The following is a 15,133-nucleotide window of genomic DNA, read 5'->3' as shown; positions in this document are numbered from 1 at the left end:
GCCCGGGGAAGAACCGACGGATGAGGAACCCCAGCCCGCGGAGGCCCCAGTGGCCCCGGCCCGCGCCGCAGGTGGCCGCTTCGGGGCCTCGATCCGCAAGTCGGGCTACGTGCAGAAGTGGCTGCTGCTGGGCGTCACGATCGGCGTCATCGCCGGCCTGGGCGCCGTCGCCTTCTATTTCGCGCTGAAGTACACCGGCGAATTTCTGCTCGGCTACCTGGCCGGTTACCACATCCCGACGCCCGTCGGGGAGGGTGGCGGCCACGGGTCGACGGGCTTCAGCCGGGCGTGGGCCATCCCGCTGGTGACGACGGGCGGCGCGTTGCTGTCAGCGTTGATCGTGGCGAAGCTGGCCCCGGAGGCCACCGGCCACGGCACGGACGAAGCCATCCAGGCCGTCCACGGCGATCCCCGCGCCATCCGCTTTCGTGCCGTGCTGGTGAAGATGGTGGCCAGCGCGCTGACCATCGGCTCGGGCGGCTCGGCCGGCCGCGAGGGACCGACCGCGCAAATCTCGGCGGGCTTCTCCTCGCTGCTTGCCCGGCGGCTGAACCTGTCCGACGAGGACGGCCGGACGGCGGTGGCGCTGGGCATCGGCGCCGGCATCGGCGCAATCTTCGCCGCACCCCTGGGTGGGGCAGTGCTGGCCGCGTCGATCCCTTACCGCGACGACTTCGACTACCGCTACCTGCTGCCCGGCTTCATCACCTCGGGCACCGCCTACGCGGTGCTCGGGGCGTTCCTGGGCTTCGATCCGCTGTTCGGCTACATCGATGCCGAGTACCGCTTCGAGAAGGCGTGGCCGCTGCTGTGGTTCGTGGTGATCGGTCTGGTCGCGGCCGCGGTCGGTTACCTGTACGCGCGCACCTTCCATGCCACCGTGCGGCTGACCAAGCGGCTGCCCGGCGGCGCAGTGCTCAAGCCGGCGCTGGGCGGGCTGCTCGTCGGGCTGCTGGGACTGCTGCTCCCGCAGATCCTGAGCAGTGGCTACGGCTGGGCCCAGCTGGCGGCCGACCGCGCGTCGCTGTTGGCGATCCCGCTGTGGGTCGTCATCGTCCTGCCGATCGCAAAGATCGTGGCCACGTCGCTATCGATCGGTACCGGCGGATCCGGCGGCCTGTTCGGACCGGGGATCGTGATCGGCGCCTTCGTGGGGGCCGCGGTCTGGCGGCTGGGCGAGCTGTCCGGACTGCCCGGGGTGCCGCACGAGCCGGGCATCTTCGTCGTGGTTGGGATGATGGCCTGCTTCGGCAGCGTCGCGCGCGCGCCGCTGGCGATCATGATCATGGTCGCCGAGATGACCGGCTCGTTTTCGGTGGTGCCGGGCGCCATCCTCGCCGTCGGGATAGCGGCCCTGGTGCTGTCGCGCAGCAACGTCACCATCTACGAGGCGCAGCGGCTGAACCGGGAAACCGCCGAGGCCGAGCGCGTGCGCCAGCCCTCGACGGTCGCCGAAGGCGAATCAGCTACCGATAGCTAGGACTCGCGCCGCGCGCTGCTCGCCGCGTCCTTTTCGGTGCTCGCGCCCTCGTGGGCCAGGGCGCCGCCCGAGCTTTCCAGATGCGCCCGGACAAACCATTGGAACTTCTCCAGTTGTCCCGCCTGCCCGATCAGCAAATCCTGGGTCACCGGGTCGAGTTCGTCCGTCTCGTCGATGGATTGGCGGATGTCCTCGATGACGCCGTTGTAGACGAGGTCAAGCGCGGCCAGATGCGCCTGGACCGTGTCGCGGCCGACGGAGTAGTCGTCCCACGAGCGATCCCTGATGATCGCGCCCGGCGTGCCCTGCGGTGAAGCCCCAAGCGCCGCAATGCGTTCGGCGACGTCGTCGGCGAAATTGCGCACCGCGTCCACCTGGGGATCGACCATCTCGTGCACGCCAATGAAGTTCGGGCCCACCACGTTCCAGTGGATGTGCTTCAACGTCAGATGCAGATCGTTGTAGGTGCTCAGTTGCTTTTGCAGCAGTTCGGTCAGTCGCGCCGCCTGCTTGTCGGTCAATCCCGGAATAGTGAACTGAGTCATTGCTTTTTCCCTAGCTTCCTTCCCTGCGGTTCGCACACGGTACTGCCCTGCTGGGTACCCGATGGCCCACCCGGAAAACACCGTGGGTCAGAGCGTGTGGATTTGCTGCACCGGCAGCCTGGCGCCGCGACGCGGCTCGTACGCCAGCCCGCTGGCCTCCAGCAACCGGACCACTCGGTGGCGGTGTGGGCGCATCGGCTCGAGCAGCTCGAGCATCACGGCGTCGTCGACAGGGCGGCCCAGCAGCGTCCAGCCGATCATCTTGGGAATGTGATAGTCGCCCACCGAGACGGCGTCGGCGTCGCCGAATGCGCGCTGCGCGGTTTCGGCCGCGGTCCACTCACCCACCCCCGGCAGGGAGGTCAAAGCCCGGCGGGCCTCCTCCGCCGGCCGCGACACCAGGCGCTCCAGCGAGGCCGCCCGCCGCGCGCAACCCACCACCGTCTGCGCCCGCCTCGGGTCGACGTTGGCGCGATGGAACTCCCACGACGGGATGTGCCGCCACGCCTCGGCCGACGGCGGCACCCGCATCCCGGCCGGCGCCGGCCCGGGCGCGGGGGTCCCGTGCTTGGACACCAGGACGCGCCAGGAGCGGAACGCGTCGGCGCCAGGCACCCGCTGCTCGATGATGGCCGGGATCAGGGCCTCCAGCACCCGTCCGGTGCGGCCCAGCCGCAGGTGCGGGACGCGTTGGTGGGCGGCGGCAACGATGGGGTCGCGCGGCTCGAAGTCCGACGCGTCGTCATCGGCGCCCAGCATCGCGGGCAGCATCTCGATGAACTCCTGAGCACCGCCGCCCCAGGCCTCGCAATGGGCCGCATTGGCGGCGGCGCGGCTGATCCGCGCGGTGACGGGCCCGCTGGACAGCAGACTGGTCCGCCAGATGGTGCCGTCGCCGGGTAGCCGGAAGCACGGGTCGCGCGGACCGCGCCGCAGGGGCGCCAAGGTGTGCCCGAAGCTGGCCGCCCCGGGGAATGTGACCGTCCGCGCGCTTTTCACCCGTTCACTCTGCAATCTGGGGTCACAGCGAGTTCCAAGGACCATGCCGTTTGACCGGTGATCGTGTCCCACGACAATATTGCGATGTGATGACGCCATTCGATGGCCCGCACACGGAGCTCGCCTGGATGTTCTTGCAGAGCCTGACCGAGGGCGCCGACCTGGACGAGGGCTTTTCGCTGCTGAGCGACGACTTCACCTATTGGAGCCTTTACACCCGGATAGCGTTCGACAAGGCGACATTGCGCCAATCGGTCGAGTGGCGCAAACGAACCTTGGATCTCACCGTCGAGCTGCGCAGTTGCTTCGCCGACGGCGACACGGTGGTGGTGGAGGCCCAGGCGTTCGGCACCAACACCGACGGGGTCGAATACGACAGCCCCTTCGCGTGCATCTTCGAGATACGCGACGGGCTGATCGTTTCGATGCGCGAATACAGCGACACGCGCGCGCAGGAGCGCGCGCTGCCCCAGTCACCCAGTGGGGGCTACTGAGATCTCGGCCTTGTTCGGGTAGAAGGCGACGTGCCCCGCGATCGCCGCGACGGCGGGGTAGGGCTGCTCGTACGTCCAGATCGCGTCGACCACGGTCTCGCCCGCGGAGGTGGTCACGCTGTAGTAGCTGGCGTCACCCTTGAACGGGCAGTGGGTGCTGGTGTCCGTGCGGGTGAGCCGGTCGGAGACCACGTCGCCGATCGGAATGTATTGCACCGCAGGCAAACTCGCCTCGCGCAGTTCCAGCGCCGCGGTGGTGTCGGCGACGAGTTCGCCGTTGACGCGCACCTGTACCCGGCCTTTCGTCGGCTCGATGGTGATCGGATGCCCGGCGCTCGGTTCTTTGATTTCCGGGTGGGTCATGGGTTCCTCCTCAGACGCGGATGTGTTCTGCAACACCGATCCGGGTCCAAGACTTCCCCGCGGCTTTGCATAGGTCGAACATCCGGGGGTATGCGCTCGCTATGCGACTCGGAGTGCTCGACGTGGGCTCGAATTCGGCGCAGCTGCAGGTGGTCGATGCGGTGGCGGGCAGTCCGCCGCTTCCGGTCCGCGCCGTCAAGGAGCACACCCATCTCGGTGAGGAGCTGGGCGAGGACGGCTCGATCTCGAAATCGGGCATCTCCCATGTGACTTCCGCCGTCGAGCAAGCGATTTCCGCGGCGCGCGACTTCGATGTCGAATGGCTCTACCCGTTCGCGACGGCCGCGATTCGCGATGCCGCTAATCGGGAAGCGGTGCTGGACCACATCGAAGATCAGTGCGGGATCCGGTTGCAGGTGCTTTCCGGGGAGCAAGAGGCTCGCCTGACCTATGGCGCCGTCCGCCGCTGGTACGGATGGCAGGCGGGGCGGATGCTCATCATCGATATCGGCGGGGGCTCGATGGAACTGGCCTTCGGTCGTGACCAGGCGCCCGACTTCGCCTTCTCGTTTCCGCTGGGGGCCGGCCGCGCCACCCGCGAGTTTTTCGGCTCCGCGCCGGTGCCCTCCGGCAAGCAACTCAAGGCGCTGCGAAAACGTGTCGAGAGCGAGCTCGGTGACGTCGCCGACCGGATCATCTGGGAGGGGAAACCGGGCCAGGTGGTCGTGACGTCGAAGACGTTCCGGCAATTGGCGCGGTTGTGCGGCGCCCCCAAGATGCGCAAGGGCCCGTTCGTTCGCCGCACCCTGGCGACCGCGGACCTGGCTCGCTGCCTGCCACGGCTGAAACGGCTGACCCCGGCCGAACGCGCCCGGCTGCCTGGCGTGTCGACGGCGCGGGCGGGACAGATCCTGGCCGGGGCGATCGTCGCCCTCGAGACGCTGCGCTACCTCGAGATTCCCACCGTGCAAGTGAGCCCATGGGCGCTGCGTGAGGGCATCATCCTGCAACATCAGGCCGCGTTGACGCAGACGAGCGAACTGCCGCTGCATCCGCTGCATCTCTCCTCGTCCACCGCGGCCGGCGACGCGGTAGTCACGACCTTGCCGCCGCGGCCCGCCAACTGAACCGACGACGGGCGCAGGCTAGTCGGCCTGGGCGGCGGTGCTGTCCTTCGTCGCGGATCGGGCGGACTGCGCTCCCTTCAGGGCGGCCCAGAACCGGGCCGCCTCGCGGATCGATTCCTCGACCGGGCGCGGCTGCCAGCCCAAGTCGCGCATCGCCTTGCTGCTGTCGACGGGCGCTTCGGCGCGCATCATCCGCACCGATTTGAGGCTGAGTTCGGAGTCCTTGCCGGTGAGTCGCGCCCTCAGGGTGCCCATCGCGGCCAGGGCGTAGAGCACCGGCACGGAAATCGAGCGTCGCGGCGGGGGCACGCCCGCCTCGTCGGCCGCGATTCGCACGACGTCATTCAGCGCGAACATCCGCTCGGAGATCAGGTATCGCTCCCCGATGCGGCCGCGCTCGGCGGCCAGGATCATGGCCCGGGCGGCGTCGTCGACGCCGACGACCTCCAGCTGGATGCCGTTCATCAGGAAGGGCAGCTTGCCGAAGACCGCGCCGGCGATGAACGCGCCGTGCGGGGTGCCGCCCCAGTCCCCGCTCCCGTACGTCGTCGAGACGCACATCGCGACGGCGGGCAGGCCGGCCTCGGCGACGTAGCGCATCACCAAATCTTCGGCCTGGACCCGGGATTGGACATACGGAGTCAGGCCGCGTGGGTCGATCACGTCCTGTTCGGTCGCCACGTGCCCGTGTCGGCGGCCCACCGTCGCGTAGGTGCTGGTGAAGACGAACCGGCGCAGGCCGGGTTCCTTGACGGCGACGTCGAGGACGTTGCGCAGGCCGTCCACGTTGGTGCGGAACAACGGCGACGGGTCGCGCAGCCAGGCGCGCGCGTCGACGACGCAGTAGTAGACGTCGTCGACGCCGTCCATCGCCTCGCGCACTGTGTCGGTGTCGAAGACGTCGCCCTGAAAGCGGGTGACCTGCAGGTCGTCGATGCTGCGGGTGTTGGCGTTCGGGCGCACCATGACCCGCACATCGGCGCCGTCGGCGACCAGTTGGCGGGTCACATGCGAACCCAGAAATCCGTTGGCGCCGATGACGAGCTTGGGTTTCGCGCTCACTGTTGCCCACCGTTCTGTTCCATCCAACGCGCGGCGTCATCGTCGAGGGTGCCCAGCTGCTGCGCCTTGCGGCACCACTTCAGCGCCGCGCGCAGGAAACGCAGCGGGTTGTAGATGTCTTCTTCACGACTCCACAGACCGTCGCCGGCATACGTGATGATCGTGATGTTGGTGGCGCTGATGACGCTGCCGTCGCCGGGGTCGCGCATCGGGTTGTCCAGTTCGAGGATGACCCGGCCGGTGGGCGCGTCGATGACCGACCACAGCGTGGGGAACGCGACCATGTGACTGCCTGGGAAGGTGGTCATCGTCTGCTTGATCCACTCGCGCACCTCGTCGCGACCGTGCATGGTGCCCGCCGCGTGCTCGATGTATTCGACGTCCGGCGTGTACTGCTCGACCCAGGCGTCCCAGTCCCGGGTCTCGGCGGCCCGGGCGACCGTTTCCTCGAATTTCTCGAAGGCGGCGGCGAGTTCGCTGTGCGAAAACGTGGCGGTAGTCATGCCAAAACTAGAACACGTTCTATTGACGTTTGTCGAGCATTGCCCGCCGTCGCCAGCGACGGCGGCGATGCGGAATAATCGGAGGATCGCTTCGGGTTGCACGCGACTACGGGTAGCGAGACGGCAAGGAGGGGCAATCATGACCGATCCTCAAAAGGCGATTCTCGCCGGCGGCTGCTTCTGGGGCATGCAGGACCTGATCCGCAAGCAACCCGGCGTCATCTCGACCCGGGTCGGCTACACGGGCGGCGACGTCCCCAACGCGACCTACCGCAATCACGGCACGCACGCCGAAGCCATCGAAATCGTCTACGACCCTGCTGTCACCGATTACCGCACGCTGCTGGAGTTCTTCTTCCAGGTCCACGATCCGACCACGAAGAACCGCCAGGGCAACGACATTGGGACCAGCTACCGCTCGGCCATCTTCTACGTCGACGACGAGCAGAAGCGGGTCGCGCTGGACACCATCGCCGACGTCGAGGCGTCGGGCCTGTGGCCAGGCAAGGTCGTGACCGAGGTCAGCCCCGCGGGCGACTTCTGGGAAGCCGAGCCCGAGCATCAGGACTACCTGCAGCACTACCCCAACGGGTACACCTGCCACTTCGTGCGTCCCGGCTGGAAGCTGCCGCGCCGAGCGGCCGCCGGCAGTTGATTCAGCCCTCTGCGGCCTGCCGCCGGTGGACGACGATGCGCCCGCCGTTCTTGGGGGTATAGGCGACCCCGCGAGAGTGCCAACGCTCGCCCGGCGCCGTCGTGGTCTCGATTGTGAAGTCGCGCAGCACCGTTCGTAACACCACGTCCATCTCCATGTTGGCGAACGCGGCCCCCACGCAGCGGCGGGTGCCCCCACCGAACGGGATCCACGCGAACGTCGACGGCTTGCCCCCGATGTAGCGCTGCGGGTCGAAGCGCTCCGGGTCCGGATAGACGTCGGGATCGTCGTGGATCTGCGAGATGCTCACGATGATCGAATCACCTTGGGGGAGGACCCATTCGCCGAGCTGGAAGGTTTGCGGAAATACGCGGCGGGCGCAGAAGAGGATGACCGTCCGGGCCCGCTGGACCTCCAGGATCGTCGCCTGGCGAAGCTCGCTCCCGCCGTTGTCGGCTTCCTCCACCAGGGCGGCCAGCACGTCGGGGTGGCGGGTCACCCGCTCGAACGCCCACGCCAGCGTGGCCGCCGTCGTTTCGTGCCCGGCGGCCAGGAGCGCGAGCAGTTCGTCACCAATGTCCTTGTGCGACATCGCAGATCCGTCGTCGTAGGTGCTGCGCAGCATGAGCGCGAGCACGTCGGTGCGTTCGGCGAAGTTCGGATCGGCCCGCTCGTCGGCGATGAGCTTGTCGATGATGACGTCGTATTGGCGCCGCCACCAGTCCAGGCGGCCCCACGGGGTGAACCGGCCATATGTCCGTTCGGGTTTCGGCAATACAGCTAAGCGTGAGCCCAAGGTGACCCACGGCGGGATGAGACGGCGCAGCTCGTCCAGTTCGGCGCCGTCGGCGCCGAAGACCGCGCGCAGGATGGCGTTGAGCGTGATGCGCATCATCGACGGGAGCGTCGGGAAGGGCCGGCCCTCCGGCCAATTGGCCGTCTCGCGCAGGGTCTCCTCTTCGATGATGGCCTCGTAGTTCTTCATGCTCTTGCCGTGGAACGGCGGTGCCAACAGCCGTCGCCGCTGCCGGTGCTCGTCGCGGTCCAACGCGAACACCGAGCCCGAGCCGAACATCCGGCTCAGGTTGGGCTGAATGTTGCCGAGCTCCTCGGGACTGGTGGTGAACACCTGCTTCGCCAGCTGCGGGTCACACACGATCACGGCGCGACCGAAAATCGGGATGGTAAGGGTGAAGACGTTGCCGTAGCGCTTCGCCAACCGCTTGATCATCCCGCGCCGCGAGATCGCGAAGCCGATGCCGGACAGCGGCTTTGGGATTCGGGCCGTCGGCGGCATTCGGACGGCGGGGGGCCCCGACGGGGCGATGACGACGTCGCTCATTGCGTTGTTGCTCCCCATATCCATCGCCCGGATTCGGGCGGTACCGCGGTGTACCAAACCTTTCCCGATACGGTACTCTGTGGTACCAGGCCTGACAAGGGTGCCGTATTCACCGAAGGGGGCGTCCGTGACATCAGCGGTTGACGACGCGGTCGTGGCCGACCCTTCGTCGGATCCCTTTCGACTCCGGCTGCTCGACGGCCTCGCCACCGCGATCGGGGAGCGCGGCTACCGGACCAGCACGGTCGCCGACATCGTTCGCCACGCCCGCACGTCCAAGCGCACCTTTTACGACCAGTTCGCGAGCAAGGAGGAGTGTTTCCTGGAGTTGCTGCGGGCCGACATCGAGAGGCTGGGCGAGAGCATCGCCGCGGCCGTGGACCCGGAGGCGGACTGGCACCGGCAGATTCGTCAGGCCGTCGAGGCCTATGTCGGGCACATCGAGGCGCGCCCGGCCATCACCCTCAGCTGGATTCGGGAGCTTCCGTCGCTGGGTGCGGTCGCCCGCCCGGTCCAGCGCCGCGGGTTGCAGCTGCTGTCCAACCTGCTGATCGACCTCAGCGCCAGCCCGGGATTCCGGCGCGCGGAGCTGCCGCCGTTGACCGCGCCGCTGGCGGTGATCCTGTTGGGTGGCCTGCGCGAGCTGACCGCGCTGGCGGTCGAGGATGGCAGGCCGGTGCGCGAAATCGTCGAGCCCGCGGTGGACGCGTCCATCGCCCTGCTCGGGCCGCGTGCCTAGGCTCGATTGCCCGCCTCCTCCTGCCGCCACTCCGCGGCGGGCATCGTCGCCGGCCTAGGCTCTTCGCAGAACCCACAGACGGAGGACGCGATGCGGCTATCGACCCGGAACCAACTCAAAGGAACCATCACCGAGGTCGATCTCGGCGCCGTGATGGCGATCGTGAAGGTGAAGCTCGACGGCGGCGATCAGATCGTCACGTCCTCGGTCACCAAGGACGCGGCGGTCGACCTCGGACTGGCCGTCGGTCAGCCCGCGACGGTGTTCATCAAGTCCACCGAAGTCACTATCGGCGTCGAATAGCGCTGCAGCGGTTTACGTTTCGCCGCGAAGGAAGGCGCGCAGCCGGTCGAGCACCAGCTCCGGTCGCTGCTCGACGATCCAGTGCCCGACGCCGTCGACCAGCTCGACCTTGAAATCGCTTATCCGGTCGCCGTACCCGTCCACCAGGTCCGGTGTGAGCACCGGGTCTTTCGTTCCACACAGCCAGCGGACCGGCACGTCAACGCGGGCGTCGTCGTATTCGCCGCGCATCCAGCCCAGCAGCTCCTTCGTCTGAAAAGTGCGATACCACTTCGAACCGGCCACCGCGTGCCCCGGCTGGCGCATGCACTCGATGTAGAAGCGGACGTCGTCCTCGGGCACCAGGTAACCACCGCCGACCCAGGACGCCAGCAGCCGGTAGAACCTCGCCTTGGGATCGCCGATCAAACGCGGACCGATCACCGGCAGCATGATCGGGACCTGGTACCAGAACCGCCAGATGTTGCGGAGCATCGTAATGTCGCGCTTCAGGTACGACGCAGCGGTGTTCATGCCGAAAAAGCCGGTGACCTTTTCCGGGTGGCGCAGCATCATGATGAACGCGATCGGCCCACCCCAGTCGTGGGCGGCGAGCGTCACCGTGGCCACCCCCAGCCGGTCCAGCACCGCGGCGAGGTCGTCCGCCATGTCGTTCTTGCGGTAGTCCGACCGGGGCGCCGAGCTCCAGCCCGCGCCGCGCAGGTCGGGACACAGCACCCGGTAGCCGTCGGCGGCGAGCGGAGGAATCAAATCGTGCCATTCCCACCAGTTTTGGGGGAAGCCGTGCACCAGCATCACCGCCGGCCCGTTTGCCGGGCCCGCGTCGGCTACGTGGATCGTCACCCCGTCGCCGAGTTCCACGTACCTGTGTTCGACACCGTTCAACGCGGGCATAGCGACCATGCGTTGAAACGTAGCCGACCGCCGCCTCAGCTCAGGAACCGGTCGACGTATGGCGCGAAGCGCTCCCGCAGGGCGTCCTCCGTCAACCCGAACATCTCGTACGACGTCTCGACGTTGCCCAGCCGGCCGCGCTGATGCCCCGCCAGGTAGCCGGCGACCGCCGTGCGCGCCGGGTCGGTGAACGGTTCGCCGGCCAGCCCGTAGACCCGCTCCGCCACACCGAGCTCATCGGCCATGAAGTCATCGAAGCGGACGTCGACCGAGCGTTCGGGGCCGATCGTGTCGCGGTCGCGGACCAGCGCGCTCAGCATGCGATCCAGGCGGTCGACCCACTGCTCCGCGATCTGCCCAACCGGCACGGGCGAGCGGTGCATGCGCGCGGAGTAGGTGATCATCGCGATCATCGACAGCGCCACCGGGACCGGATCGCGATGGGTGAACACCACGATGCTGCCCGGAAAAACCCGGTCCAGCACCGGCACCTGCTCGAGATGCTGCGGCGACTTGAGCAGCCAGCGCCGCCCGCCGCGCAGGAACTGCATGGCCTTGAGCTGCCTGGCCAGGTAGCGGTAGTGCGGCGTCTGATCGTGCGCCTGGTAGTAGCCGCGCCAGCGCGGCGCCTCGGCGAGGGTCTCGAAGAGCATCGTCGAGAAGTCGTTGGCGAGCAGCTGGATTTCCTCGTGCACGTGGTCCGTGGTCATCTCGTGCATCAGCGGGAAATGGGGCATTACCGTGTTGATGACCGAGACCCCGACGTCCATCCGGGTGCGCCGTGGATCCGGCTCGATTCCCGCCTCAGCCGGCAAGGGAAACGGTTCGACGCTTTCCCAGTACGGCATGGTGCGAAACGTGGGCGCCGCGGCGAGCAGGTTGTGCAGGTGGGTGGTGCCGGTGCGGGGCAACCCGGCGATCACGATCGGTGGTTGCAGGTCGATGTCGTCGATCTCGGGATGCCGGCGCAGCAGGTCGGTGAACAGCAGCCGGTTCTTCAGCAGCTGCACCAACTGCGCGAAGAAGTTGACCGCCCCGGCCGGATGCAGCCCGTCGATGGACCTCAGGTCGGCGAGGTAGACGTCGAGTCGTTCTCGGTAGTCGTCCGCGCCGAAATCGTTCAGGCCGGTATCGGCACTGGCGTGCAAGTGCAGGGCGTCGGCATCGAGCGGACAGTCCGCGGCCATGGTGGCCATCATGTCGAGGATCTGTTGGGCCTCGGCACTGAATCGGGGCAGGGCCAGGTCGTCGAGGGGAACTGAGCGAACGGCTTCGGTCACGGCGACTTATGTTACTCTGAGTTTCGTAATGACGATAGACTTTGGCCGACCCCGTGACCCGCGTATCGACGCCGCCGTGCTGCGCGCGACCGTCGAACTTCTGGCGGAAACCGGTTACTCGGGCCTGTTGGTCTCGGCGATCGCCGAACGGGCCGGCACCAGCAAGCCCGCGATCTACCGGCGCTGGCCGAGCAAGGCGCACCTGGTGCACGAGGCGGTGTTCCCGATCGGTGCTGCGACCGCGATTCCCGACACCGGATCGCTGCCCGACGACCTGCGCGAAATGGTCCGCCGCGCAATGGCTTTCCTGACGACGCCGGCAGCCCGCGCGGCACTGCCGGGGCTGGTCGGCGAGATGGCCGCCGACCCGACCCTGCATTCGGCGCTGCTGGAGCGGTTCGCCGACGTCATCGCCGGTGGCCTGGCCGAGTGGCTGCAGGCCGCGGCCGCGCGGGGCGAGGTGCGGGCCGACGTCAGCGCCGCCGAACTCGCCGAGGCCGTCGCGGGCCTGATTCTGGTTGCCCTGCTCACCCGCGCCAAGGAACTCGACGACGCGTGGGTCGACCGCACCACCACGCTGCTACTGAAGGGAATCAGCACATGACGCACGACTCGACGGCCGCGTGGCAGGAGCTGCTCGCCACGCTCGGCACCCTCGACCGCTCCTTCCTCGAGGGCGACCGCGCCGTCACCGACGATCGCCACATCGCCGACGGCTACCGCATGCTTGCCGCCACACTGGGCGTGGCCTTCGACGCCTACCTGTTCCCCGAGCCCGGCCGCCCGCAGTTCGTCGCGGTGAACACGCCGTTTCGGCGCGACCGTCGGTGGGGAGGCGACAACACCGACGCCTACTACTTTTTGTGCCCGGTCGACCCGAAGCGGCGCTACCGCATCAGCGGCAATCGCGGTGACAGCGTGTACTTTTCGGTGACGGCCTACAACGAACCCTCGCCCGGTGCGTGGTCGGACCGGGTCGTCGCGATCGTCCGCGACAGCGACCTCGATGTCGACGCCGACGGCAACTTCAGCTTCGAATTCCCTCCGACACCGGACGCGGCCGTGCTGATGACCCGCGACTACCAGGCCGACCCGCTGACCGGCCGCCCGGTCGTGTGGAACATCGAGGCGCTCGACGAGCCGGACCCGATCCGGCACGGCGACGCCGAGACCGCGGCGAGCCTCCGGGCGGCGGCCACTTGGCTGCGCACGATGTTCGCCATCGTGCCGCTGGCCGTCGGCACTCGAGCGGACAAGGAGCACGCGCTCGGGCACGAGACCGCCCATGCGGCAAACGAATTCGCCGATCCCTACCAGGTGCCGGACGCCAACTTCGGCTGGTCGGCGCGTGACGCGTGCTATTCCTACGGCAGTTTCGTGCTCGACGACGACGAGGCGCTGGTCATCACGCACCGACCGCCGGCCTGCCGGTTCTGGAACATGGTGGTGTGGAACCAGTTCATGGCCACCTATGGCGCGGCCGATGCCCGGTGCTCGGTCAACGGCAGCAGCGCCGTGCTCAACGGCGACGGCTCGGTGACGATCGTGTTGTCCCGGGGCATGACGACCCACCCGAATTCGCTGACCACGCTGGATTATCCGCGCGGCAACCTCGCGTTTCGGTGGTTCCTGGCCGACGGCGTGCCGGCGCGGCCCGAGGTGAAACTGGTGAAGGCAGCCGAGGCACCGACGCAGCCGTACTAGGTTGCCGGCCGCCGAGTGTGTGGCCTAAGTACGAAAACCGCCTCGAATTCGTCCATACCCCCCACGGTCGAGATATCAGCCGACCTCGCGGACCAGCTCGATGGCTCGGCCCAGAGTGCCCAGCTTGGCCTCTAGCGTTTCCCCGGCGGGATACAGCCGCACGGTGTCGACGCCGGCGTCGCGCCAGACGGCGAGACGCGCGCGGACCATCTCCTCGGTTCCGATCAGCGTGGTGGCCAGCACCATCTCATCGGTCACCAACCCGGCCGCGCCGTCACGGTCGCCCCGCTGCCACCGCTCCCGAACCTCGGCCGCGATCTCGGCCCAGCCTTGCCGGCTGTAGGCCTGGTTGTAGAAATTCGTACTCGACGAGCCCATGCCGCCGAGGCTGAAGGCGAGGTCCTTCTTGCGGCCCGCGATCATGCCGCGCAGCTCGTCCTCGTCGGCGGCGAAGGCGACCTCGGCTCCCTGGCAGATGTCGATATCGGCGCGCGTTCGGCCCGCGGCGGCCAGCCCGTCGTCGAGGTGGGAGAAATACGCGTCGCCGGACCCCTCCGGAACGAAGCTGGTGCCCAGCCATCCGTCGGCGATGCGCCCGGTCAGCCTCAGCATCGCCGGTGACAGCGCCGCCAGATAGATCGGAATCGCGTGCTCGGCCCGGGTCGACAGTCGCATCGGCACCCCCTCACCGCCGGGCCGGGGAATCTGAAACTCCTTGCCGGAGTGCGAGATCTTGTCCCCCGCGAACACCTGCCGCACGATGTCGACGGTTTCGGCCATCCGCGCCAGCGGTCGGTCGAACGGCACGCCGTGCAGGCCCTCGATCACCTGCGGGCCCGACGCCCCCAGGCCGAGCAGGAACCGCCCGTTCGACAGGTTCGACAGCGTGATCGCGGTCTGGGCGACCATGACGGGCGACCGGACGCCGAGCTGCAGGACGCCCGAACCGAGCAGCATCCTCTCGGTCCGCGCCGCGAGGTAGCCCAGCGCCGAGGGCGCGTCGGCGCCCCAGGCCTCGGCCACCCAGCACACGTCGAGGCCCAGCCCTTCCGCCTCGACGGCAAACTCGACGACTTCGGCTGCGGCGCGGGACAATTCGACCGTTGTCGCGGTGCGCATCAACGCACCCCGTGCTCGGCGAGCCTCTTGAGCGCGGCGAGCGTCTTGCCGATCGCCCCCTCGAACTCCCGCATGCGCACGAAGACGATCTTTTCCTCTTTGTCCGGCATCGAGTCGATGGCCACCGACAGCCCGGACCGCCCCGGTCCCATCTGCATCCAAAAGCTCAGCAGGGTGCCGCCGTCGCGGGGCGTCAACCGGAATCGCCAGGTCGCGGAGGGATTGTCGGGTTCGCCCACGGCCCAGGCGAATACGCGTGGCGCATCGCACGCGACGATCTGCGAGGTGGTGCTCCACTGGCCGAACGCGTCGTGCTCGTTGTGTCCGACGAAGCGGGCGCCGATTCGTGGCCGGTCCGAGCCGTCGGCCCACTCCACCGCCTTCAGCTCGCTGCTGAACGTCGGCATCAGCTCGATGTCGGAGACCAGATCCCACACCCGCTCCGGGTCGGCGTCGATCCACGTCGAGGCTTCCACGGTGGGGGTATCCGCGTAGCGTGCGCCGGTCCATTCCACGGACCTCAT

General features: G+C 68.1%; 18 protein-coding genes. 8 read left to right on the top strand and 10 right to left on the bottom strand.

The annotated features are described in order from the left end of the window. Window positions 1-49: 49 nt before the first annotated feature. Complete coding sequence (locus N415_RS02140) at window positions 50-1,480, top strand: chloride channel protein (RefSeq protein ID WP_068176721.1); 1,431 nt, start codon at window positions 50-52, stop codon at window positions 1,478-1,480. Here the strand turns inward: N415_RS02140 and N415_RS02135 are convergent. Continuing rightward, window positions 1,477-2,025 (bottom strand): DNA starvation/stationary phase protection protein, encoded by a 549-nt coding sequence (locus N415_RS02135; RefSeq protein WP_068135007.1) that lies wholly within the window; start codon window positions 2,023-2,025, stop codon window positions 1,477-1,479. The genes N415_RS02140 and N415_RS02135 overlap by 4 nt on opposite strands. Before the next feature lie 87 nt (window positions 2,026-2,112). Further along, the gene (locus N415_RS02130; RefSeq protein ID WP_068176720.1) at window positions 2,113-3,024 is read right to left on the bottom strand and encodes a DNA-3-methyladenine glycosylase; all 912 of its coding nucleotides are present in this window, start codon (window positions 3,022-3,024) and stop codon (window positions 2,113-2,115) included. Window positions 3,025-3,110: 86 nt separating this feature from the next. Between N415_RS02130 and N415_RS02125 the strand changes: the two genes are divergently transcribed. Next, the gene (locus N415_RS02125; protein ID WP_068176718.1) at window positions 3,111-3,518 is read left to right on the top strand and encodes a nuclear transport factor 2 family protein; all 408 of its coding nucleotides are present in this window, start codon (window positions 3,111-3,113) and stop codon (window positions 3,516-3,518) included. Here N415_RS02125 and N415_RS02120 read toward each other — a convergent pair. After that, on the bottom strand, window positions 3,498-3,881 hold the full coding sequence (locus N415_RS02120) for a DUF427 domain-containing protein (RefSeq protein ID WP_068176716.1): 384 nt from the start codon (window positions 3,879-3,881) through the stop codon (window positions 3,498-3,500). The two genes, N415_RS02125 and N415_RS02120, sit on opposite strands and share 21 nt — an antisense overlap. A gap of 101 nt (window positions 3,882-3,982) precedes the next feature. Between N415_RS02120 and N415_RS02115 the strand changes: the two genes are divergently transcribed. Next, window positions 3,983-5,008 carry a hypothetical protein gene (locus N415_RS02115; protein ID WP_081665027.1) on the top strand — a complete coding sequence of 342 codons (1,026 nt, stop codon included), beginning with the start codon at window positions 3,983-3,985 and terminating at the stop codon, window positions 5,006-5,008. An 18-nt stretch (window positions 5,009-5,026) separates the two neighbouring features. Here N415_RS02115 and N415_RS02110 read toward each other — a convergent pair whose 3' ends face one another. Together N415_RS02110 and N415_RS02105 are read right to left on the bottom strand one after the other, a co-directional pair. After that, window positions 5,027-6,070 carry an NAD-dependent epimerase/dehydratase family protein gene (locus N415_RS02110; protein WP_068176714.1) on the bottom strand — a complete coding sequence of 348 codons (1,044 nt, stop codon included), beginning with the start codon at window positions 6,068-6,070 and terminating at the stop codon, window positions 5,027-5,029. Further along, the gene (locus tag N415_RS02105; protein WP_068113176.1) at window positions 6,067-6,573 is read right to left on the bottom strand and encodes a nuclear transport factor 2 family protein; all 507 of its coding nucleotides are present in this window, start codon (window positions 6,571-6,573) and stop codon (window positions 6,067-6,069) included. Before N415_RS02105 ends, N415_RS02110 begins: the two co-directional genes overlap by 4 nt. 139 nt (window positions 6,574-6,712) lie before the next feature. Between N415_RS02105 and msrA the strand changes: the two genes are divergently transcribed. Continuing rightward, window positions 6,713-7,228 carry a peptide-methionine (S)-S-oxide reductase MsrA gene (gene msrA / locus N415_RS02100; protein ID WP_068176713.1) on the top strand — a complete coding sequence of 172 codons (516 nt, stop codon included), beginning with the start codon at window positions 6,713-6,715 and terminating at the stop codon, window positions 7,226-7,228. A 1-nt stretch (window position 7,229) separates the two neighbouring features. On the opposite strand, the gene N415_RS02095 is transcribed toward msrA, so the two are convergent. Next, on the bottom strand, window positions 7,230-8,570 hold the full coding sequence (locus N415_RS02095; RefSeq protein ID WP_068176855.1) for a cytochrome P450: 1,341 nt from the start codon (window positions 8,568-8,570) through the stop codon (window positions 7,230-7,232). Between the two features lie 127 nt (window positions 8,571-8,697). On the opposite strand from N415_RS02095, the gene N415_RS02090 reads away from it, so the two are divergent. Together N415_RS02090 and N415_RS02085 are read left to right on the top strand one after the other, a co-directional pair. Further along, window positions 8,698-9,309 (top strand): TetR/AcrR family transcriptional regulator, encoded by a 612-nt coding sequence (locus N415_RS02090; protein ID WP_068176711.1) that lies wholly within the window; start codon window positions 8,698-8,700, stop codon window positions 9,307-9,309. A gap of 90 nt (window positions 9,310-9,399) precedes the next feature. Next, window positions 9,400-9,612 carry a TOBE domain-containing protein gene (locus N415_RS02085; protein WP_067157920.1) on the top strand — a complete coding sequence of 71 codons (213 nt, stop codon included), beginning with the start codon at window positions 9,400-9,402 and terminating at the stop codon, window positions 9,610-9,612. A gap of 12 nt (window positions 9,613-9,624) precedes the next feature. Here N415_RS02085 and N415_RS02080 read toward each other — a convergent pair whose 3' ends face one another. Further along, the gene (locus N415_RS02080) at window positions 9,625-10,515 is read right to left on the bottom strand and encodes an alpha/beta hydrolase (RefSeq protein WP_068176708.1); all 891 of its coding nucleotides are present in this window, start codon (window positions 10,513-10,515) and stop codon (window positions 9,625-9,627) included. A 26-nt stretch (window positions 10,516-10,541) separates the two neighbouring features. Further along, entirely contained in the window at window positions 10,542-11,786 is a 1,245-nt protein-coding gene (locus N415_RS02075) for a sulfotransferase (RefSeq protein WP_068176707.1), read from the bottom strand. Window positions 11,787-11,814: 28 nt separating this feature from the next. Here N415_RS02075 and N415_RS02070 point away from each other — a divergent pair, with 28 nt between their 5' ends. Further along, window positions 11,815-12,390: a TetR/AcrR family transcriptional regulator gene (locus N415_RS02070; protein ID WP_068176705.1), complete on the top strand. Its 576-nt coding sequence runs from the start codon at window positions 11,815-11,817 to the stop codon at window positions 12,388-12,390. After that, a complete protein-coding gene (locus N415_RS02065; RefSeq protein ID WP_068176703.1) occupies window positions 12,387-13,490 on the top strand; it encodes a DUF1214 domain-containing protein in 1,104 nt (367 codons plus the stop codon). Before N415_RS02070 ends, N415_RS02065 begins: the two co-directional genes overlap by 4 nt. A gap of 75 nt (window positions 13,491-13,565) precedes the next feature. Here the strand turns inward: N415_RS02065 and N415_RS02060 are convergent, their stop codons facing one another. Both N415_RS02060 and N415_RS02055 read right to left on the bottom strand, forming a co-directional pair. Next, window positions 13,566-14,609 carry an LLM class flavin-dependent oxidoreductase gene (locus N415_RS02060; RefSeq protein ID WP_068176702.1) on the bottom strand — a complete coding sequence of 348 codons (1,044 nt, stop codon included), beginning with the start codon at window positions 14,607-14,609 and terminating at the stop codon, window positions 13,566-13,568. Further along, entirely contained in the window at window positions 14,609-15,133 is a 525-nt protein-coding gene (locus tag N415_RS02055) for an SRPBCC family protein (protein WP_193376383.1), read from the bottom strand. Before N415_RS02055 ends, N415_RS02060 begins: the two co-directional genes overlap by 1 nt.

It is taken from the genome of Mycobacterium sp. UM_CSW, assembly GCF_000455205.1.
Classification (GTDB): domain Bacteria; phylum Actinomycetota; class Actinomycetes; order Mycobacteriales; family Mycobacteriaceae; genus Mycobacterium.
Note: the sequence above shows the minus strand (reverse complement) of the source record. Positions and strands in the feature narration are given on the sequence as shown.